The 20,452-nt window shown below is 57.7% G+C and carries 23 protein-coding genes and 1 pseudogene; 18 read left to right on the top strand and 6 right to left on the bottom strand.

Going from position 1 to position 20,452, the window contains the following annotated elements:
• Nucleotides 1-8: 8 nt before the first annotated feature.
• On the bottom strand, nucleotides 9-683 hold the full coding sequence (locus tag A3709_RS03305; protein WP_066050038.1) for a nitroreductase family protein: 675 nt from the start codon (nucleotides 681-683) through the stop codon (nucleotides 9-11).
• A 122-nt stretch (nucleotides 684-805) separates the two neighbouring features.
• Between A3709_RS03305 and A3709_RS03300 the strand changes: the two genes are divergently transcribed.
• Entirely contained in the window at nucleotides 806-1,909 is a 1,104-nt protein-coding gene (locus tag A3709_RS03300) for an acyl-CoA dehydrogenase family protein (RefSeq protein ID WP_066050037.1), read from the top strand.
• Between the two features lie 9 nt (nucleotides 1,910-1,918).
• Here A3709_RS03300 and A3709_RS03295 read toward each other — a convergent pair whose 3' ends face one another.
• From A3709_RS03295 to A3709_RS03280, 4 genes are all read right to left on the bottom strand, one after another.
• Nucleotides 1,919-2,599 (bottom strand): TetR/AcrR family transcriptional regulator, encoded by a 681-nt coding sequence (locus A3709_RS03295; protein ID WP_066050034.1) that lies wholly within the window; start codon nucleotides 2,597-2,599, stop codon nucleotides 1,919-1,921.
• 80 nt (nucleotides 2,600-2,679) lie between these two features.
• Nucleotides 2,680-4,848 (bottom strand): molybdopterin-dependent oxidoreductase, encoded by a 2,169-nt coding sequence (locus tag A3709_RS03290; RefSeq protein ID WP_082849854.1) that lies wholly within the window; start codon nucleotides 4,846-4,848, stop codon nucleotides 2,680-2,682.
• A gap of 13 nt (nucleotides 4,849-4,861) precedes the next feature.
• Nucleotides 4,862-5,206 (bottom strand): putative quinol monooxygenase, encoded by a 345-nt coding sequence (locus tag A3709_RS03285; protein ID WP_066050031.1) that lies wholly within the window; start codon nucleotides 5,204-5,206, stop codon nucleotides 4,862-4,864.
• A 100-nt stretch (nucleotides 5,207-5,306) separates the two neighbouring features.
• Nucleotides 5,307-5,735, bottom strand: a complete 429-nt coding sequence (locus tag A3709_RS03280) for a nuclear transport factor 2 family protein (protein ID WP_066050028.1) — start codon at nucleotides 5,733-5,735, stop codon at nucleotides 5,307-5,309.
• Between the two features lie 139 nt (nucleotides 5,736-5,874).
• Between A3709_RS03280 and A3709_RS03275 the strand changes: the two genes are divergently transcribed.
• The 13 genes and pseudogenes from A3709_RS03275 to A3709_RS03210 all read left to right on the top strand — a co-directional run bounded on the left by A3709_RS03275 (nucleotide 5,875) and on the right by A3709_RS03210 (nucleotide 16,255).
• Nucleotides 5,875-7,281 (top strand): carotenoid oxygenase family protein, encoded by a 1,407-nt coding sequence (locus A3709_RS03275; protein WP_066050026.1) that lies wholly within the window; start codon nucleotides 5,875-5,877, stop codon nucleotides 7,279-7,281.
• Nucleotides 7,278-7,709 (top strand): Zn-ribbon domain-containing OB-fold protein, encoded by a 432-nt coding sequence (locus tag A3709_RS03270; protein WP_066050021.1) that lies wholly within the window; start codon nucleotides 7,278-7,280, stop codon nucleotides 7,707-7,709. Before A3709_RS03275 ends, A3709_RS03270 begins: the two co-directional genes overlap by 4 nt.
• A 1-nt stretch (nucleotide 7,710) precedes the next feature.
• On the top strand, nucleotides 7,711-8,859 hold the full coding sequence (locus tag A3709_RS03265; RefSeq protein ID WP_231871092.1) for a thiolase family protein: 1,149 nt from the start codon (nucleotides 7,711-7,713) through the stop codon (nucleotides 8,857-8,859).
• A gap of 12 nt (nucleotides 8,860-8,871) precedes the next feature.
• Nucleotides 8,872-10,260, top strand: a complete 1,389-nt coding sequence (locus A3709_RS03260; RefSeq protein ID WP_066050017.1) for an SRPBCC family protein — start codon at nucleotides 8,872-8,874, stop codon at nucleotides 10,258-10,260.
• Nucleotides 10,250-11,050 carry an SDR family NAD(P)-dependent oxidoreductase gene (locus tag A3709_RS03255; RefSeq protein WP_231871091.1) on the top strand — a complete coding sequence of 267 codons (801 nt, stop codon included), beginning with the start codon at nucleotides 10,250-10,252 and terminating at the stop codon, nucleotides 11,048-11,050. The genes A3709_RS03260 and A3709_RS03255 overlap by 11 nt, the downstream gene beginning before the upstream one ends.
• A gap of 15 nt (nucleotides 11,051-11,065) precedes the next feature.
• Entirely contained in the window at nucleotides 11,066-11,821 is a 756-nt protein-coding gene (locus A3709_RS03250) for an SDR family NAD(P)-dependent oxidoreductase (RefSeq protein WP_066050014.1), read from the top strand.
• Nucleotides 11,822-11,833: 12 nt separating this feature from the next.
• Entirely contained in the window at nucleotides 11,834-12,337 is a 504-nt protein-coding gene (locus A3709_RS03245; protein ID WP_066050011.1) for a pyridoxamine 5'-phosphate oxidase family protein, read from the top strand.
• Nucleotides 12,338-12,454: 117 nt separating this feature from the next.
• Nucleotides 12,455-12,868, top strand: a complete 414-nt coding sequence (locus A3709_RS03240; RefSeq protein ID WP_066050008.1) for a TonB-dependent receptor plug domain-containing protein — start codon at nucleotides 12,455-12,457, stop codon at nucleotides 12,866-12,868.
• A 24-nt stretch (nucleotides 12,869-12,892) separates the two neighbouring features.
• Entirely contained in the window at nucleotides 12,893-13,246 is a 354-nt protein-coding gene (locus A3709_RS03235; protein WP_066050005.1) for a hypothetical protein, read from the top strand.
• A gap of 134 nt (nucleotides 13,247-13,380) precedes the next feature.
• Entirely contained in the window at nucleotides 13,381-13,623 is a 243-nt protein-coding gene (locus A3709_RS03230) for a hypothetical protein (protein ID WP_066050002.1), read from the top strand.
• Nucleotides 13,624-13,650: 27 nt separating this feature from the next.
• Nucleotides 13,651-14,682, top strand: a pseudogene (locus A3709_RS24420) (TonB-dependent receptor).
• A gap of 268 nt (nucleotides 14,683-14,950) precedes the next feature.
• Nucleotides 14,951-15,940, top strand: a complete 990-nt coding sequence (locus A3709_RS03215; protein ID WP_231871090.1) for an SDR family NAD(P)-dependent oxidoreductase — start codon at nucleotides 14,951-14,953, stop codon at nucleotides 15,938-15,940.
• A gap of 84 nt (nucleotides 15,941-16,024) precedes the next feature.
• Nucleotides 16,025-16,255: a cupin domain-containing protein gene (locus tag A3709_RS03210; RefSeq protein WP_066049992.1), complete on the top strand. Its 231-nt coding sequence runs from the start codon at nucleotides 16,025-16,027 to the stop codon at nucleotides 16,253-16,255.
• A 192-nt stretch (nucleotides 16,256-16,447) separates the two neighbouring features.
• On the opposite strand, the gene A3709_RS03205 is transcribed toward A3709_RS03210, so the two are convergent.
• Complete coding sequence (locus A3709_RS03205) at nucleotides 16,448-16,951, bottom strand: pyridoxamine 5'-phosphate oxidase family protein (protein WP_066049989.1); 504 nt, start codon at nucleotides 16,949-16,951, stop codon at nucleotides 16,448-16,450.
• 139 nt (nucleotides 16,952-17,090) lie between these two features.
• Between A3709_RS03205 and A3709_RS03200 the strand changes: the two genes are divergently transcribed.
• The 4 genes from A3709_RS03200 to A3709_RS03185 are packed head-to-tail and all read left to right on the top strand — an operon-like array spanning nucleotide 17,091 to nucleotide 20,421.
• Nucleotides 17,091-17,852, top strand: a complete 762-nt coding sequence (locus A3709_RS03200) for an SDR family oxidoreductase (protein ID WP_066049986.1) — start codon at nucleotides 17,091-17,093, stop codon at nucleotides 17,850-17,852.
• A 6-nt stretch (nucleotides 17,853-17,858) separates the two neighbouring features.
• On the top strand, nucleotides 17,859-18,371 hold the full coding sequence (locus A3709_RS03195; RefSeq protein ID WP_066049984.1) for a nuclear transport factor 2 family protein: 513 nt from the start codon (nucleotides 17,859-17,861) through the stop codon (nucleotides 18,369-18,371).
• Nucleotides 18,372-18,393: 22 nt separating this feature from the next.
• Nucleotides 18,394-19,818 carry an aldehyde dehydrogenase family protein gene (locus tag A3709_RS03190; protein ID WP_066049982.1) on the top strand — a complete coding sequence of 475 codons (1,425 nt, stop codon included), beginning with the start codon at nucleotides 18,394-18,396 and terminating at the stop codon, nucleotides 19,816-19,818.
• A 27-nt stretch (nucleotides 19,819-19,845) separates the two neighbouring features.
• Nucleotides 19,846-20,421 (top strand): dihydrofolate reductase family protein, encoded by a 576-nt coding sequence (locus tag A3709_RS03185; RefSeq protein WP_066049979.1) that lies wholly within the window; start codon nucleotides 19,846-19,848, stop codon nucleotides 20,419-20,421.
• The last annotated feature ends 31 nt before the right edge of the window (nucleotides 20,422-20,452 follow it).

Below are 20,452 nucleotides of genomic sequence, written 5' to 3'. Positions count from 1 at the left end.
TCCTCATGTTATCCGGCGCCGTTATTGTGCCACTTATTCAGGTGCAGGCAATCGCCGAGCGCCTTGCGCGGGGCAGGTGAAAAGTGGGTGCCCTGGGTGTAAGCAATCGGAATCATGGCCACCTGGCTGTATTCATCGGGAATCCCCAGCAGCGCGGCGATCTCCCGTTCGTAGTTGAGATGCAGTGTTGTCCAACAGGTACCCAGACCGCGCTCTCGGGCGGCCAGCATAAAACTCCAGGTGGCGGGTATGATAGAGCCAAACATACCCGCGATGACGCCGGCAGGCAGGCCTGGCGTATCTGCGCGGCCCTGCATACACGGTATGAGCAGCGCCGGTATGCGGTGCAGGTTGGCTGCCAGGTACTGCGCGGAATTGAGTACCCGCGCCTGAGTTGGTGCCATCGAGGGGTCGTCCAGATGCTGCTTTAGCGGTTGGGCTTCGCTGGCCTCATAGGCGGCGAACGCCTCGCGGTAGTAGGCTGCAATCGGATCGATCAGTGATTGCTCCGTGACCAGCATAAAATGCCAGCCCTGCGAGTTTGAGCCGGACGGAGCCTGTAGGGCGATATCCAGGCACTCGCGCAGTAGTGCCGGTTCCAGTGACCGGTCAAAATCGAGGCGCTTGCGCACGGCTCGCGTTGTCATAAGGACTTCGTCGGCACTCAGGTTCAGCTTGCTCATCATCTTCTCCGCGGCACTGTCCGGCTTAGGCTAGCGCATGTCTCACAAATAAAACAGTAAGTACTGATTGTTTTGATGTGGTGGCCTTGCTAGCATGGCCAAAAACATCAGAGTGTATCGTTGTGGATTTTTCCCTCACCGAAGAGCAGTTACTGCTGCGCGAGAGCGTACAAAAGTACATCCAGCGCGCGGGTGGCGTAGAGCGTCACCGAACGTTGATGGCGGGCGCCGATGGCTTTGATCCAGCGGCCTGGGCGACGTTCGCAGAACTGGGCTGGCTGGCGCTGCCGTTTGCGGAAGCCGACGGCGGCCTAGATGGCTCAGCCACTGATCTGATGGTTTTATGCGAGGCGCTGGGGCAGGGTGTGGTACGCGAGCCTCTCTTGCATACCGTCATCACCTGCGGCGCGCTCTTGGCATCTCTGGCACCGCAAGCGCTACGACAAACCTATTTGCCCGGGTTGATGGCGGGAGAGCGCCAGTGGGCCTTCGCCTTTGCTGAGCGAGGCGGCGGTTATAGCTGGGAGAGCATTGAGGCCTCTGCGAGCGGCGATGCCGACAGCCTGTTTCTGAGCGGCACGAAAATTTCCGTGCTCAATGGCCACATCGCCGACTACCTGTTAGTCACGGCGCTGGTGGGGCATGAGCCGGCGTTGCTGTTACTGGATGCAAACAGACCGGGCATTTCCCGCAACGATTTCACGGTGGTTGATGGCAGTCGCGGCGCACACCTGACGTTTGACGCGGTGGCGGCGACGCTGGTTTGCCACTTATCGTCCACGGCACTGGAGCAGGCATTGGCCCCGGCGATCATCGCTATGGCCGCCGAAGGCGTGGGCGCTATGCAGGTGTTGCTGGACGCTACCGTGGAGTACACCAAGACACGCAAGCAGTTTGGTCAGCCTATTGGTCGATTCCAGGCCCTCCAGCACCGCATGGCCGATATGTACCTCAAGCTGGAAGAGACCCGGTCTCTGCTGTACAACGCCGCTATTCTCACCGACGAGTGCAGTGAGGAGGCGCCGGCAGCGCGCGCGGGGCTTAAGGTGAAACTTGCGGAAGCGAGCCGGTTCGTTTCACACGAGGCGGTCCAATTACATGGCGGGATTGGCATGACCGATGAACTGATCGTCGGTCACTTGTTCAAGCGCTTGCTGCTGTTGTCAAAACTTTACGGTGACGGCGACTACCATTTGGAACGCTACCTGCAGTTGCGGGTAGCGTAAGCTCCCCGCTTAGTTGTTTTTGGCCGAGTGGCGGCCGATAGCGCCTGATTCGCCCTCCTGGAAAATTTCTTCCAGGCGATCTGCCAGGTAATCCAGCATGCGTTTAACACGCTTGTCGCGATTGCTGACAATCTGCCCAACAGCCATGCCTTCCATCAGGAATTTGGTCAGGTCCATGGCAATCAGGAAACGTTCGCCGTGGTCATTCCACTCGCTGAATAATTCAGAGTTGCTCTCGGCAACGTGTTGATCGAACCGACGCGTGGATTCTTCCAGAATTTCCTTCAGTTCTGCGTCTGTACGGCCGGCCACACACAGTTCGTGATAGGCAGTGAACAGGTCGCCCGTCAGGTATTGCCAGTAGGCGTCAATACCGGCGCGACGGCGTTTCTGGCCCTTGGCTGTGGCGGGAATTTTGCGCACGCGACTGCTGTAGTCTTCCAGTAACTGCTGGTGCAGGTATTCGACCGCGGCCTGGATGAGTTCTGTCTTGGAGGGGAAGTGATGCAGCATGGCACCGCGCGACACGCCGGCCGCGCTGGCGACTTTGGCGGTAGTGACATTGGTGTACCCCAGGCCGATGAAGCAATTGATGGCCGCATCGAGAATGCGGTCCCTGGTCATCGCACTTTTTTGTGCCTGCCAGCTGATATCCTGGCCTGTTGCGGCGTCGCCCTTAGCCTTTTCCATGTCCTCTCCGTTTACGTGCAAAACGTCTCGCCTGTTTGTACCCTGCGAGCGGGACACTATTGTAGCGCATCGCGCCCACTTTAGGGCGCGCGTTTCGTAATCGATACCGGGATACTGCTCAGCCGCGGCATGGCCGAGTAACGTTCAATCTCGTGCAGGTTGTCGATGAGTCGATTGGTGTTACTGCCCATGTTGCGAAACTGTGTATCCACGTTGTGCTCAGGGTCGGGGTTGCCGCCCCAACTGTGTGACATGGAGACTACGCCGGGCTTGATATCGTCACTGCGATGCACAATGCCAGGGATGTCGCCGTGGCGCGAGGCAACGCTGATCTCGTCGCCATCCTCCAGGCCCAGTGCCTCCAGATCGTCCGAGTGCATAAAGGTCGGGTTATAGCTGTTCTTGGCGCGCAGCAGGCTGAGTTCCGGGCCGGTGGAATTGTGGGTGTACTTCATGCGCCGGCTGACGAGCAGCAGCGGGTAATCGCTGTTGTTCGCATCCATATCGGCATACGCCGTTGCCAGTTCATCGCCCAGTCCTTCTGGGAACAGTTCCAGGTGACCCTTTGTCGCCGGATCCGCCGGCTCGGCGATCACGTCCGCCAGGTCATACACATGACCGCCCTCGCGCGCAGCGATCTCGTCGATGGGTACCCGCGATCCGCGTGTCATGCTGCGCAACAGGTCGAGCTTGGGTGGCAGGGTCTCCATATCGACCGGTTCGCCATTCAGTTCCAGTGTCACGCCCATGCGTTTGGCCAGTTCCCAGAACACCTGCCACTCTTCGACCTCATCGCCACGAGCGGGAACCACTGCCTGGGTATATTGGCTGTAGGGTTTGTCATGCCAGATATCGGTGAGAAGGGTGACATCCTCGCGTTCCAAGCAAACCTTGGGCGCGAGAATGTAGTCGGCCAGTTGTGCGGTGGCGGACTCCTTGATGTCCACGCACACCAGCAGGTCCAGATCGGCGAGAGCGCGGTGCATTTTTTCCTGGTCGGGGCAGGCCAGCGCCGGGTTGCCGCCGACACAGATGAGTGCGCGGATTTTGCCGTCGCCAGGCTCGAGGATTTCATCCGCCATCAGGCCCGTGGGCATTTCATTGAGAGGGCCGTAAGGGGATAGCACGGTGGTTTCATAGACGTCATCGACGACGCGACTGCGCTCACCTTCCTGCAGCCACTGTGGCTGAGGCGGCATGGCCTGGGCGAACACCGGGGCCTCGGGAGTCAGTACGCCCGTGTTGGGCATGCGCTCGCCAGCGCGAGTGTGGCGGCCGCAAATGGCATTCAGACAAAGCGACAAATGCTGCATCAGGTTGGGGTGGGGACCCATCTCCGGGCCGGTACCTGTGGCAGCAGAACCGCGTGGGCCGCGTCCAAAGATACGTGCCGCCTCGTAAATTTGCGCTTCAGGTATGCCTGCCGCAGCCGCGACTTTTTCTGGTGTGAATGGCTGGGTGGCCTCGTCCAGGGTATCGAAGCTACGCGTGTGTTCCTCGCAGAATGCCTGGTCATAAAGGCCCTCACGAATAATGATCTGAATCATGCAGGCCAGCAGCGCGGCATCCTGACCGGGCTTGATCTGCAGGTGCAGGTCAGCCCGCTTGGCGACCTCGGATTCGCGGGGGTCGATCACAATCAGTTTCAGGCCTCGCTTGCGGCCTTCGCGCAGGGCGTTGGCGGGGCTGAACGAAGGGACGCCGCCGGGCACAGAGAAGTGTGAAATGAGGGTGTTATTGCCGATCACCAGAGAGACATCTGAATCGCTCCACATGTGATTGCCCGCTGTCCACACACCCATGCGAGCGGGGGCAATGGCCACTTTGGCGGGCTGGTCGATGGTAACGCTGGTGTAGTAGGAGGGCGATTCGATGGCCCCGTGAAATGCACGTGCTACCGAGTGGGCCGCGGAGTTCTGAAATGAGTAGGTGCCGTTGTAACTCGCGATAGCGCGGGGGCCGTACTTGGCCAGAATATCGCTCAGCTGTGTCGCGATTTCGTCCAGAGCGTCTGTGCTGGCGATAGGGGAAAGTGAGCCGTCGCTGGCGCGCTTCTGGGAGTGTTCAAAGCGCTCGGGTTGATAGATCTGCTCGAGCATCTGGCGGCCCTTTACGCAGGTATAGCCACCGTAAATCTCATTGTCTGTGTCCGGTGCGAGGGCAATCAGGCGATCGTCCTTTACCGTCGCCACCATGGGGCAGTAGGCGTGGCAGAAACGGCAGTAGGTTTTAACGTCTTTCTGGGTCATCGTCGTGCTCGAATCAGGCAGTGAAGAAGTCGCCGCGCGGACGGCCTTCAGGGTCGTACACGGGCTCCTCGAGATCGCTGCGGAACTTCAATACCTCTGTATTTACCACGTTGAACTCCCCGAGAATGCCCAACATCTGCAGATAATAGGGACCTGCAAGATGGGCATTGAGAGCCTCTGAGCTCTCCCAGTTCTCGTACACATGGACCCGCGTTTCAGAGGTGGGGTCGGCGGCCCACACATAGTGCCTGCAGCCGGGCTGACTGCGGGTTTCTGCCATCAGTGCCGCGGAAGCGGCGAGGGCCTTGTCGCGGTCGCCATCGAGGATATCTACAGTGCCAGCTACCAGTACAGTCATGCCGTTCTCCGGAGTGTTATTGCGTTATCGTGCGGATGCGTAAGACGCTAGCAGAAGCTATTCGATAAAACAATCAGGTCTGACTGCTTTTGCTCAGGCTTCACGGTAGCGGAGTGTACTCCCCGTTCAGGTCGCCGCTGCCCTGGTACAGGAACTGGTAGCTGCGGCGCTGGTAATACCATCGCCCGTCCTGGCGGACGTAATCGTCGTCATAGCGGCTCAGGGCCTGCATGGACTGTCCTTCGAGGTCGCGGGTGAATTCCTGCAGATACCAGTGGCCGGTCGCGCGGTCGCCATCGATAACAAACTGGTGCGAGCAGGGCATGAGTATGGCGAATTCAAAGCCCGCCATGACCTGTTGCCAAAGCTCGACCATTGCCTGGCGGCCCTCAACGTCCATGCCCATCAGGCACCAGACGCCATCCTCAGCCCAGGTGGCCGCCCATGCATCGCTGTCACGGCGGTTGGCGGCGTCGACATAAGCGCCCATCAGGCCCTGCAGCGCCAGCTGATCCCCAATGTTATTCATGCTGTTCTCCCGGTTGTGTGTGACTGTAGACCGCTTTTTCGAAAAAAGAAACAAACGAGACTGTTTTTATCATTTGGGTGCTGCTAGTATTTCGAGCAATCCGTTGATTGCCAACATAGTCATAAGAAGGGGTAGCGTTATGGATTTGAGTGCCTTTCCCTATTTGCAGGGTAATTATGCACCTGTCAGCGAGGAACGAGACCTCGCCGAGGCAGAGCTGCGCGTTGAGGGTGAGATTCCCAAGAAACTGCGCGGCGCCTTTATGCGCGACGGCGCCAATGTCGCCTTTCAGCCCAATCACTATGTCTACCCGCTTGACGGCGATGGCATGGTGCATGCGGTGTACTTTAAAGACGGTCACGTCAAGTACAAGAACCGCTGGGTGGAAACCAGCCACTTGAAAACCGAGCGTCAGTTCGGGCGCACCATTTACGGTAGCGTCGGTAAGCTGCTGGAGGTGCCCCCGGAAGTGATTGAGGCGGGCGGTGAGCCCAGTCCGGTCAGAAACACAGCCAACACCAATGTGCTTTATCACGGTGGAAAACTGCTGGCGATGTGGGAGGGCGGTTTTCCGCACCTGCTGAATAACGACTTATCGACGGTGGGCCTGTTCGATTACGACGGCGCCCTGCAGCCCGGCGATGCGCTGACGGCGCACCCGAAAATTTGTCCCGACAGTGGCGATCTGGTCTCCTGTACTCAGCGCTGGGACAGCCCGAACTACACGGTTCAGGTCTTTGACAAGCATGCGCGCCACAAGCAGAGCATCCAGGTGGAGTTCCCACGCAAGGGCATCATCCACGACCTGCAAATCACCCAGAACTTCATTGTGATCTTCTATGCGCCCGCGTTCCACAGTGTGGAGAAAGCCATGCGCGGCGAGGATCCGTTTGAATGGCAGCCGGAACTGGGCACCAAAATTATCGTCATTCCTCGCGACGGTGTCAGCCCACAGATGACCTTTGAAACTGAGGCGTTCTTTAGCTGGCACTTCTGCAATGGTTTTGAACGCGACGGCAAGATTGTTATCGACTATGTGTGGATTAACTCCATTCCCTTTACACAGGCACAGGGCACCGGCGTGGAGAAGCAGCCGCGACGCATGTACCGCATGACGCTAGATCCCAAGAGCAGCGCTGTGACCAATGAACAGTTCTCCGATGTCTTCTGCGAATTCTCGCGCATTGATGAGCGCCTTATGGGCAAGGACTATCGTCTCGGTTTTGCCACATGTACGAACAGGGACTGGGGTGATGCCCACGGTTATAACTGTACTGGCAGTTTCGATTTCGAGACCGGTGAAGTGGCACTGTGGGAGTACGGTCCCGAGGCCAATGCCGGTGAACCCGTGCATGTGCCTAACCCGGACAGCGATCGCGAAGAGGATGGCTGGCTGATGTGTTATGTGCACAACCCCGGCGAAGGTCCGTTCCTGAGCATTATCCAGGCGGGCAATGTGGCTGCTGGTCCGGTTGCCAAGGTGCACATACCGGGCCGCGTGCCCAATGGATTTCACGCCAACTGGATGCAAGACCTCACTTTATGATGAATCGAGTTGCCATTGCCGAGGGCCTGTTCACCTGGCCATCGGAAAACCCCGCGCTGCTTGGCAGCCGCTGTAAAAACTGTGGTATTGCGCAGTTCCCTGCGGGCGATTCCTGCATGGCCTGCGGTAGCCAGGAGGTCGTGCGTGAAGAGTTGCCGCGCCGCGGCACATTGTGGACCTGGACTATTCAGCAGTTCATGCCCAAACCCCCTTACAACAGCGGCGAAACTATGGAGACCTTTACGCCTTACGGTGTCGGTTACGTGGAATTGCCTGGCGGTGTGCGGGTGGAAGGTCGCCTGACGGAGAACGACCCGGCCAAGCTGGAAATCGGTATGGAGATGGAAGTGGTGTTCGACACATTCCGCAAAGACGAAAACGGCGATGAGGTTGTGAGTTTCTTCTTCAAGCCGGTGCAGGACAACTGATATGGACATGGATGTAGCAATTGTTGGTATCGGGATTCACCCGTTCGGACGCACACCCGCCCTGAGTGGTATGCAGCAGGGGGCTGTGGCCGCCCGCGCCGCGCTCAAGGATGCAGGGATTGAATGGAAGGATATCCAGTTCGCGTTTGGTGGCAGCGCCAGCTCGGGCAACGCAGACGCGCTCAGCAATGAACTGGGTCTGACGGGTATCCCGTTTATGAATGTGGCAAACGGCTGTGCCACCGGTGGTAGCTCACTCATTTCGGCTTACAACACGATTAAATCAGGCCTGTTCGATCTGGGGCTGGTGACCGGTTTTGATAAACACGATCGGGGCGCTTTTGACGCAGACCCGGCAGCGCTGGGACTGGGGCAGTGGTACGGCGAGGTGGGCATGATGCTGACCACGCAGTTCTTCGCCATGAAAATACAAAAATACATGCACCAGTTCGGCATCAGCAAAGACACCCTGGCCAAGGTAGCGGAAAAGGCTTTCATTAATGGTTCACTCAACCCCAATGCCTGGCGGCGCCAGCCGGTGCCGGTTGAGGAGATCGCCAACTCAATGATGGTGAACGACCCTCTCACCAAGTACATGTTCTGTGCGCCCGCTGAGGGCGGTGTTGCCCTTGTGCTGTGTCACGCAGACAAGGCCCACCTGTACACCGACACCCCCATCTATCTGAAGTCGGCGGTGCTCAAGTCACGCCGCTACGGCTCCTTCGAAGTATTTGCGCCCAGCCAGGCGCTGGTAGAAGCAGAGGGGCCAACCTACGACGCCGCCAAGGCCGCCTTCGAAATGGCCGGTGTCGGGCCAAAGGACATTAATGTCATGCAATTGCAGGACACGGAATCCGGCGCTGAAATCATGCATATGGCAGAGAATGGCTTTTGTGAACACGGCGAACAGCAGCACCTGATTCAGTCGGGCGCAACGCATATCGGTGGTTCCATGCCGGTGAACACTGACGGCGGATGTCTGGCCAACGGCGAGCCGATTGGTGCCTCAGGGCTGCGCCAGGTCTATGAAACGGTATTGCAGTTGCGCCATCAGGCTGGTGACCACCAGGTGCCCGGTGAGCCCAGGCTCGGATACACCCACGTATACGGCGCGCCCGGCATCAGCGCCGTCACCATTCTGCAGCGTTAAGAGGTTAGTGATATGAGCAGAACGATTGAACTGGCAGACGGGCGCGAAGTGATTCGCTCCGATGGTGAAACCTATCAGGAGATGCTGGATAAAGAGACCAATCCGGTGCCTGATGCGTTGCGCGAGAGTACCGACATCTTTCTTGGTTCAGAGAATATTCCCACAGAGCGCTACCTGAGTCGCGAATTTCACGACAAGGAAGTGGAGCACATGTGGAATCGCACCTGGCAGGCCGTGTGCCGGGAAACTGAAATCGGTCGCCCTGGTGATTTCTTTACCTACGATATCGCGCGCTATTCGATTGTTGTCACCCGCACCGAAAGTGGCGCCATCAAGGGATATCACAATGCCTGCCTGCACCGGGGCAGAGCCCTGCGGAGTGTGGAGTCCGGCACTGCGCGTGAATTTAAATGCCCCTTCCACGGTTTCCGTTGGAGTCTGGAAGGCGATTTCCTCGGGGCGCCCTGTCAATGGGATTTCCCGCACATCAAGGAAGAGGAATTCTCTCTGCCTGAGGTGCTGGTGGATATCTGGGGTGGTTGGGTGTTTATCAACATGGATTTGCAGGCGGAATCCCTGCAGAGCTACATGGGTATTTTACCGCAACACTTTGAGCGTTGGACCCCGGAGAATACGTTCAAGGCGCTGCACATCGAGAAAGTCATTGAGTGCAACTGGAAACTCGCCTGGGAAGCGTTTATTGAGTCCTACCACACGGTGGCTACGCACCCGCAAATCATGACGTATCTGGGCGATTCCAACTCCCAGTACGATATCTGGGGCGACAATGTCAGCCGCACGATTTCGCCTATGGGCGTTGTCAGTCCTCACCTTGAAAACATTCCTCCGAACCAGACGGTCAACGAATGGTTGCACCATGCAATGGCGCTACCTGAGGACGAGACGCTTGAAGTCCCCGAAGGGATGAGCGCGCGGGAATACCTTGCTGACTTTTATTTCAAAATGTTTGGCGAACAGTACGGCGTCGATGTGGGGGCTTTCAGTACCCAGAGCGAGATTATGGATTCGATTCTTTACTCGCTGTTCCCAAACTTTGCGCCCTGGGCGGGTTTTCAGCCCAATCTCACCTACCGCATGAAGCCCTATGGTGATCGCCACGATATGTGCACGATGGAAATCATTTTCCTGATGCGCTACCCGGAAGATCAGCCGCGCCCGGATGACGTGCCTGTGCAGCGCCTGGACAAAGATCAGCTGTTCTCTGAGGCCGAAGGTATGGAAGGTGGTCTGGGCAAGGTATTTGACCAGGACTTCTCCAACCTGAAGATGGTCCAGAAGGGGCTGCACAACCTACGCACCGGTGAAGTGGTGCTCGCCAACTACCAGGAAGTGCGTATCCGCCATTTTCATCAAACGCTGAGCAAGTACATTGACGACTGAGTTGGACGCGCGCGCTCAGGCGTTGCTCGCGCCGTTTTCACTGCATGGCAAGGTTGCGCTGGTCACAGGCGCGTCCAGCGGATTTGGGCGCGAGTTTGCAGACGCGCTATCGGCGGCGGGCGCGNGCGTGGTGCTCGCGGCACGTCGTATCGATCGGCTCGAGGAGGCTCGCGACGCCATTATCGACGCGGGTGGCAAGGCGATGGCGGTGGCTATGGATGTCACGGACCGAGTTTCCATTGACGCGGCGCTGGATGCCGCTGAAGCAGAATTTGGCACGATCACTGTGGTGATCAACAATGCCGGTATCAGCATGCCCCAGCCGCTACTGCATATGGAAGATGAGACCTGGGATAAGCTGATCAACACCAATCTCAGTAGCGTTGCCTATGTCACCAAAGCCTGCGCAGCGCGTATGGTCGCGGCTGATGTTGCAGGAAGTATTGTCAATATCGCCTCGATTCTCTCGATTCGCGTGCAGAGTTTTCTCACCAGTTATGCTGCGGCCAAAGCCGGGGTGGTGCAATTCACTCGCGCCGCGGCACTGGAGCTTGCGCAGCACAATATTCGCGTCAATGCGCTGTGCCCTGGCTACTTTGCCACGGAGATTACCAGTGACTGGCTGGCCAGTGCAGAGGGCGCGCAGCTTAAGTCGCGCATTCCTCAGCAGCGCGCGGGCGAAATTGAAGAGCTGTTCGGGCCGCTGCTATTGCTGGCCTCTGATGCAGGCTCGCACATGACCGGGACGTCGCTAGTCGTCGATGGTGGTCACGTGCATTCAGAACTATAAAAACAGGGAAACACAATGGTTAGTCTGACAGGAAAAACCGCCGTCATTGTCGGCGCTTCCGGCGAAGAAAACATTGGCGTAGCGATTGCACGCAAGCTGGCCAGCGAGGGCGCCAACGTGGTTGTCTCTGCGCGCCGCCGCGAGCCCTTGGAGGCGCTGGCCAATGAGATCGGCGGCCTCGCAGTGGCGTGTGATGTCACGGACGAGGCGCAGATCAAAGCCTTGTTTTCCAGCGCGATCAACACCTATGGCAGTGTCGACATCGCGGTATTTTCTGCCGGGGTGTATTCCTCAGTACTGATTGCCGAACTCACTGCTGAAGACGCGCGACCGACACTGGAAGTGAGTTTTATCGGCGCACTGCTGTTCTTCAAGCATGCTGCCGCGGTTATGTCTGAAGGCGGCTCTGTCATGGTGGTGTCATCGCTGACCGCGCGACTTCCCGGCCCGACTCTGTCTGTGTATTCGGGTGCCCGCGCGGGTATCGACTACGCCATCAAGGTGGCTGCTCAGGAGTACCAGGGGCAGAAAATTCGTTTCAACTCCATTGCGGCCGGCTTGATCGAAACTGACATGACCGGGCCATTGTTCGAAGTGGAGCCGATTATTGCAGCCCACGTTGCCGAGACGCCGGCAGGGCGTATGGGCACCCTCAATGACATGGCCGAGGCGGCATTGTTCTTCGCGGACGGCGCACGTTCCGGATTTATCAATGGCCAGATCCTCGATCTGGCGGGCGGTCAGCAGACCGGTCATTTACCACGTTTTTAACGGGAGGCCATTGTGCAGGGCTACGAAGACGTCACACTTTACAAATTGTCAGAGGAGCGCGAGCAGGAGCTTTTGCGCAAGCAGGTTGAGTGCAACTTCATCTGGACGAACAAGGAAGGTCACGGCATGGGCGTGATCATGAACTATGTGGCCAGGGACGGATCGATCTGGCTGACGGCAACCAAACAGCGCCCCCGTATTAAGGCGTTACAGCGCGATCCGCGTGCGTCGGTAGTGATCACGAGCATGGGCACCGATATGGGGCCCGGCAAGCAGATCACCTATAAGGGCAGGGTGGTGCTCCATGAAGACCAGGCCACCAAGGATTGGTTCTATCCGGCCATGGCCGACATTATTTCGCCGTATCCGGCCCCCACGCCCGAGGCGGCCATGCAGCATCTTGATACGCCGCTGCGGGTGATTATCGAACTGATTCCGGAAATGGCGTTGAAGTTCGATGGCGATGCGATTTCCAAAGCCTCTTACGACGGCACAGTACCTGGGGGCGATTCCTGATTTTGACAGCCGATCTCTCCAAGCAATAACCAGGGAAGGTTTCGGTGTTTTTTTGCGGCACCAAGAGCGTTTGCAAGCGCAACGATAAGAGGTGACGAACCGGTGAAACAACGATGTATGCTTAAAACTGTTCTGGCCTGTGCTGTGGCCGCCTCGGGTGTAACCGCACCCCAGGCCATTGCCCAGTCGGAACGCGTTGCACTGGAGGAGGTGATCGTCACCGCCCGGAACCGGGAGGAGTCGATGCAGGACGTTCCCGTGACAGTGAACTCGCTTACCAAAGATTTGAATCGCTCGACGGTCAGGTCCGTCCGGGATGTCGAAAACTATGCCCCGAACGTCAACATTGACCGTATTGCCGACAATAGTGGCGCGTCCATTTCTATTCGCGGTAACAGCTTCCAGGAGACTGACAAGAGTGTCGATCCGCCCGCTGGCGTCGTTCTTGATGGCATGTACATGGGTGTTGTGGCTGGCGGCCTGCTGCACAACTTTGATATGGAACGTATTGAAGTTCTGCGGGGTCCCTAGGGAACACTGTTCGGTAAAAACACAATGGCAGGTGCACTCAACATTGTGCGCAGCGCTCCCACCGGCGAGTGGGGTGGCAAGGTTCAGCTAACCGGTGGCAGCTGGGATTTACGCGAGTTGCGCGGCTTGTTGAACACGCCGCTGGGCGAGAACGGCGGCCTGAAACTGTATGCCAGCGCCAGCCAGCATGATGGCTACATGGAGGCGACTGTCTACGACGGTGACCTCGGTGCCCAGGGCTGCACGCAATACGGCGCCAAGATTTCCTATGAGTTCACTGAGAATTTCGATGTTTCGTTCACCGCCGAGCGGATTGATGATGAGTCCGATGTGGGTGCCTGGTCGAAGTTTAACAGCTTCGCTGATTTGCCTGCCTGATTTCAGTCGGCGGTGTGCCGCCTGCCGGTATTCCCCCGGAAGCCATTGGCGCGCCCTTTGGGAGTGGCTGTGAGGAACTGGACGTAGACAGCGATGAGGATCACTCACCGCAGAATGCACCGAAATCCTAGGATGTGACCAACGAGTTCTACAACCTGACTGCCAACTGGACGATCGGCGATTGGATTCTGACCTCGATTACCGGCTATATTGAGCGGCCCGAAGATTTCCGAGTAGAGTATGACGCGGCACAGGTAAAGTTTCTGACCGTGCTCGCTGAGCAGAAGTATGAGCAATTCAGTCAGGAGCTGCGCATTAACAGCGATCTGACCGAGAATATTAGTCTCATCGCGGGTCTCTACTACTGGAACTCGTAATGCGATCAGTTCCAGGAATCCTTCGACATGTGGTACTACCTGGGCATTGGCTTTGGTCCCGAGGGTGGTCTTTGGCCTGGCGCGGTGTCCAGCCAACTGGACGGCACTGGTGAGAACGAAGCCTATTCTGCGTTTGCCTCCATGGACTGGCAGTTGACCGAGCGACTGATGCTGAACCTGGGTGTCCGCATTACCCAGGAAGAGCGCAAGCTTACGACCGGTACCCCGAACTTCATGCTCAACCTGCCCGATAGCAGCGCGATGGAAATTGTGCCCGGCGGACAGGCGCAGAACTTCAAGGATGACTGGACAGAGTTTTCTCCTCGTATTGCGCTGTTGTATGACATCAGCGACGACATGATGGTGTTTGGCTCTTTCGCCAGAGGTTTCAAGAGCAGCGGTTTCTTCGCTCGTACCCAGAACGTGGATGACATGAATTCCTACGGCCCCGAGTATGTGGATACCTACGAGATCGGCTTAAAAAGCGAGTGGTTTGACAACCGCCTGCGTTTCAACGCGACCGCCTTCTAAAGTGACTACACGGACAAACAGGAAGAGATGATTACCAATCTGGGTGACGGCAACGTGACCACGATCGTAAACAACGCAGCAGACGTGGAAATCTCGGGCCTGGAACTTGAACTGACCGCGCAGATTTCCCGCGGCCGCAGCGGCTTCCTGAACACCGGGTTTATCGATGCGGAATTCTCCGATTTCACCGTGTCTGATTCCGAGGGCAATCCGGTAGACAACTCTGGCCTCGAGTTGCGCAATGCGCCGGAATCTACATTGAATGTGGGGCTGGATTACTACCTGCCCATGGGCGCCATTGAGTTAGGTCTGCACTACAACTACCGTTGGCGCGATGAGTATCACACTATTCTCAATAACGATGAGCGTGGTCTCGTCGATGCCGGTGGTTTCCACAGTTCCAGTGTCGATCTGAACTGGGGTGAGCATTTCACACATCAGTGTTTACGGCCGCAACAGTGGCGACGAGCGCTATGCCCGGGTGATCCCCATTGGCATCAGCACGTTTGGCCAGTACAGCCCGCCTGACCACTACGGTGTCGAATTGAACATGTCGTTCTAATAGCGTTGGAGTGAGTTGAGGCCCCTGCCGTTCGCGGTAGGGGCTTTCTTTTTGGTCGACTTAAGCAGTCCGTAATTGAATTCCATAGATTGCTTGGCAGTGGCCAGACCATTGCGCGGAGTTTACCTGTGGGTTTTAACCTGCTCTAATATTGGTAGTGTTCAGGCCGCATACGTGGCCGGGGCTGATTCGTGACGGGGCAAAGCTATGCAGGGAATAGGCAGAAGAACCTTTATGCAACTGGGGGTGGCGACGGCTGCCACTGGTCTGGTGGCGTGCGATGGCGGCGGTTATAGCAAGGTGCCTGACAGGCGTTTTCCCGTGGGCAGTTTCAGAGGGGATGCCACGGCCGAGTCCGTGGCCAGCGGCCTGAATCTCACAGGCAAGACAGCGCTGGTTACCGGGTGTAACTCTGGCCTGGGTCTGGAAACCATGCGGGTGCTCGCTGCTCGTGGCGCTCATGTGATTGGCACCGGTCGCACACTTGAGAAGGCGGAGTTGGCCTGCGCGAGTGTGGCGGGGGAAACAACGCCGGCGGTGCTTGAACTGTCGGACTTTCAGTCTGCGGCCGACTGTGCACAGTTCCTGGCGTCATTGGATCGGCCGCTGGATATGGTGGTGGCCAACGCAGGCTTTAGCGGCGATACCGAGTTTGTGCTCGACGGCGGTATTGAACAGACTTTCCGCGTGAATTATCTCGGCCACTTTATTCTGCTTAATCGTATCCTCCCCCTGGTCCATGCGGCAGACGCGGGGCGCGTCATTCATCTGTCCAGCGCCGCAGCCTATCTTCGGGCGCCCGCGGGCGGTATTGATTTCGACAGCCTTTACACAGACAAAGGCCTTAGCCGTCTGCAGAAATATGGACAGTCGAAACTCGCCAACGCGCTGTTTTCGCTACAGCTCGCGAAACAGTTTGAGGGCACTTCTGCGACGTCCAATTCCCTGCACCCGGGTATGGTGGGTACCAGCATTGCGAGAAGTTATCCTGCCTGGTTTCGGCGCGCTTACGATTCCCTGGCCCCGGTGGTGGGCAAGTCTGTCGAGGAGGGCGCGGCCACCCAGGTGTATCTTGCGGCGCACCCGGAAGTGGCGGGTGTGAATGGCGCCTATTTCGAAGACTGCACTGCCACGCTCGTGGAGGGAGATAGCTACCTTCACGACGAGGCCTTGGCGGATACCCTATGGCATGCCTCATTGGACATGACTCGCGGTTACCTCTAGGCGCGGCCAGCACATATGTATCTTGACGACCCCGATCCCCTGAGTGTGTTGCTGACATGCCTCGAATTGAGCGCAGAGGTGTAGGTGAACGGCACGTTTTGCGGTACCTGGGCTGTCGATACAGGGGGCTCACGACGCATTCCGTTTCACCTGATCGGCAGTGGCGAAGCCTGGCTGCATTTCGAGAGCGAAGTGCCGCAAAAGCTGCAGTTACAGGATTTGGTCGTGTTTCCGCGCGATGCGCATCAAATCATTTCCGGCCAGAATGACGTCATTGGCATCGGGCTCGGTGTCGACACCGGCCATGGTTACTGACGAAAGTGCCAGCAATACAATACCGGCGAGTATTTTGAATACAGACATGGTGTTTTCCATAGGTTGTTGTACACGACGGACGCTATAGTAGTCAGCGTCCGTCGCCCGGCCTATGTCTGAAATCCGGATGGATATGTCTGTTCGTCCGGAGGTGCCTGCACAATAGACGACACTCAGGACCTGGCCAGGGGCTCAGTCTGCGCTCAAGGCCTCGGTAGTGGCATTTTGCATGACCCCGCCATCGAAGCTGATGGTCTTCTCCGGTACCACTTCGATGATAATGCGCATCGGGGTGTCCAGAAATTCAACAAAGGCCTCAGGTGTGGGTGCCGGGCTATTCGCGTGGCGAGCAAAGTCGGGGTAGAACCAGTCCTTGGTTTCCTGGTCCTTGTGCAGATTGGCGGTGCCCTTGAAGGTGATCGATTGACTGATCTCGGCGTCCACGCCGGCGCTGGAAATCACCACGCTGCAGCGGGGGTCACGGGCCAGGGCTTTCATCCGGGCCCGCTGTTCGGTGGCGGTGCACCAGATACGGCCGTTGCGCCAGATATAGCTCATGGTCACGCCCAGCGGATGCCCCTGTTTATTGGCCCAGATAAAGGTCAACTCGTTCTGCTCCAGCAGCAGCTTTTCCATTTTCTGGTTGCTGAGACCATACATGGTCACATCGTCGTAGTTTTCCACCTTGTCGTTCACGTTTTCTCCCAATTCCGCCGGTTGCGGGGTGTTGTTATTCTGAATATGATAAACAGTACAAACTGACTGTTTTTGTGATGTTATCACTCGACAGAGTGAAAGCAAGCAAAGGCTTCTCGAATTCATAAGGACAAAAACTATGGGGCGCGTAGCAGGAAAAGTGGCACTGGTAACCGGTGCCGCATCGGGCCTGGGTCTGGCTACTGCCAGCCGATTGGCAGAAGAAGGGGCCTCGGTGGTACTCACGGATGTGGCGCGCGAGGCTGGGATGGCCGCTGCTGCGCAACTGCCCAATGCCCGATTTGAGTATCTGGATGTCACCAGTGAGTCGGCGTGGGAGTCGCTGATGCAGTCCATGGATAGCCTGGATGTTCTGGTTAACTGCGCCGGTGTCGTTGAGCTGGCCAGCATCGAACACACCACCGAGGCGCTGTGGCGCAAGATCAACGCCGTGGGCACGGATGGCACCTTCTTTGGCTGCAAGCATGCCCTGGCGCTGATGAAAGCCAACGGCGGCGGCTCGATCGTCAATATGTGCTCAACAGCCAGTATTCAAGGCGGGCCGAATATCTTTGCCTATGCCGCTTCCAAGAGCGCGATTCGTGGTATGACAAAATCCGTGGCCTGCCTATCGACCCAGGAAGGCTACGGTGTGCGGTGTAACTCAGTGCACCCTGGCAATATGCAAACACCCATGCTTAGCCGCATGTCCGATGTGGTGAAAGCACATGACCCGGAGGCCGCCGCCCAGATGGACCGGCTGTGGGTGGGTGACCCTGTTGATGTCGCCAATATGGTGTTGTTCCTGGCATCGGATGAGTCGCGCTCAGTGAATGGCGCAGCTATGGTGGTGGATAACACCACTACGATTACAGAGGGGGCCGTGCTCAAGCACGAGTAAACCGCAATGACAGTAACTGACGTAAGCCTGGAAGAACGGGCGGCGATTATCGATGTGTATAACGCCTATGCCGAAGGCGTGGATACCAAAAACTGGGCTATGGTGCGCAACTGCTTTGCAGACGAGGTTATGATCGATTACCAGACCGGCGCCCACGACCGCGACCCCAATGTTCCGTGGCCCGCAGATGAGTGGGTCAGCGGCATCAAGGCGGTGATCAATGGCTTTGATATCACTCGCCATATCATTGCCAATCATCGCTTTGAGCGCGATGGCGATGCGGTGATTTGCCGGGCCTACCTTACCGCGGATCACATCATCTGGAAGCATGGCGAGCCGGAAGAGCCGAATGCTGCTCCGGATGAGTTGAGCCGGGTGGTGGGCGAATACACGAATCGCTGTCAGAACATTGACGGCGCGTGGAAAGTGGTCGCATCGCGGCTGACGGTGACTTACTCTACCGGCCCGGATGAACTTTTTGTCACAGCAATGCAGCGTGCCGCTGCTATAGTTGAATAACCCGAATAACAGGAGCTCTGGAATGCGCGAATACGACAAGTTTTATATTAATGGCGAGTGGGTCGACCCGGTAGAGCCGAAGTCGATGGATGTTATCAACCCCGCCACCGAAGAAGTGTGCGCACGGATTTCCATCGGCTCCGCCGCTGATGTGGACAAGGCTGCCAAGGCTGCTGATGCCGCGTTCGCCAGCTTCAGCCGCACCAGTCGCGAGGAGCGGGTGGAGCTGTTGGGTGCGATCTGCGAGGTTTACCAGAAGCGCTACAACGATATCGCCGACGCCATTACCGAAGAAATGGGCGCTCCCACTGCCCTGTCGGTACAAGCCCAGGCGGCCACCGGTATTGGCCACCTCTCTACGGCGATGGAAATCCTCAAAACCTTTGAGTTCGAGGAAGCGGCGGGCCACAGCCGGGTCTTTAAGGAGCCGATCGGCGTGTGCGGCATGATTACCCCCTGGAACTGGCCGATAAATCAGATTACCTGCAAGGTGGCGCCCGCACTGGCCGTGGGTTGCACTGTGGTGCTGAAACCCTCCGAGGTGGCGCCTCTGTGTGGCTACATATTTGCTGAGGTGATGCACGAGGCGGGCGTTCCTGCCGGTGTATTCAATATGATTAACGGCGACGGCGCCGGCGTGGGCACTGCCATCTCCTCGCACCCGCTCATTGAAATGGTGTCCTTCACCGGTTCTACCCGGGCGGGCTCACTGGTGGCACAAAACGCCGCTCCCAGCGTTAAACGTGTGACCCAGGAACTCGGCGGCAAGTCGCCCAATATCCTGCTCGACGACGTCAACCTCGAAGAGGCGGTCACTCGCGGCGTTATGCACATGTTCCAGAACACCGGGCAATCCTGTAATGCGCCGTCGCGCATGCTGGTACCCCGGGCGAAGATGGAAGAGGCCGCGGCTATTGCCGCCAATGCCGCCGCCACGGTTGTGGTTGGCGACCCCCGCGTCGAGGGCACCAGCATGGGGCCGGTGGTCAGCGAAGTGCAGTGGAACAAAATCCAGGGCCTGATTCAGGCGGGTATCGACGAAGGTGCGGTGCTGGCCTGTGGCGGCGTGGGTCGCCCCGAGGGTATCGACAAGGGTTACTTCGTGCAGCCCACCGTATTCAGCAATGTGAACAACGACATGACCATTGCCCGCGAGGAAATCTTTGGCCCGGTGCTGTGCATCATGCCCTATGATTCACTCGACGAAGCCATTGCCATTGCCAACGACACACCCTATGGCCTGGCCGGGTATGTGCAGGGTGAGGACATGGATCAGGTGATGAGTGTTGCGGGCAAGATTCGCGCCGGCAATATCAACATCAATGGCCAGTCTGGCGACCTGATGACCCCCTTCGGCGGTTACAAGCAGTCGGGTAATGGCCGCGAGTGGGGTGCCCATGGCTTCACCGATTACCTCGAGATCAAGGCTATCGCCGGCGCCGCATAAGGCGTCTGGCGGCCGCGGTCTGCGGCTGTGAAATTCTCTGCGTTTATTGCCGCCAGCGTCGATGGATATATCGCGACGCCGGACGGCGGCGTGGAATGGCTGGACCGGGCCGCCGTCCGAGGGCCTGCGGATGCATTCATGGGCGACGATGGTTTCACTGATTATCTGGCCTCCGTCGACTGTATGGTCATGGGGCGCGGCTGCATGGAAAAATTGGTGAGCTTTAATCTCACCGCTGAGCAGTGGCCCTACAGTGATCGGCCCATTTACGTGTTGAGCACGACACTGCAGCGTGCGCCGGAATCACTGGTCGGCAACGTACAGGTTTTCCCCGCCGGGCTCGATGCACTGGTGGAGCACCTGCGCAGCAGTGGCTATCAACACGGCTATGTCGACGGTGGCGCGACCATTACCTCGTTCATCAATGCGGGTTTGCACGATGAAATCTGCGTAACCCAGGTACCGGTACTGCTCGGCGAGGGCCTGCAGTTATTTGGGCATCTTGGCCAGCAGGTGGATTTCTCCGCAGCCCGGGCTGAGGCCTTTGGCAACGATTTCGTGCAGTGGAAATATTCCCTTAACTACTCGCAATCGACGGGCTGAGGCTCGCTCGCGGCGGCCGGTTTTACTACGC

The organism is Halioglobus sp. HI00S01, from assembly GCF_001635445.1.
Classification (GTDB): domain Bacteria; phylum Pseudomonadota; class Gammaproteobacteria; order Pseudomonadales; family Halieaceae; genus Halioglobus; species Halioglobus japonicus.
The sequence above is the reverse complement of the archived record's forward strand: the minus strand, read 5'-3'. Positions and strand labels throughout refer to the sequence as shown.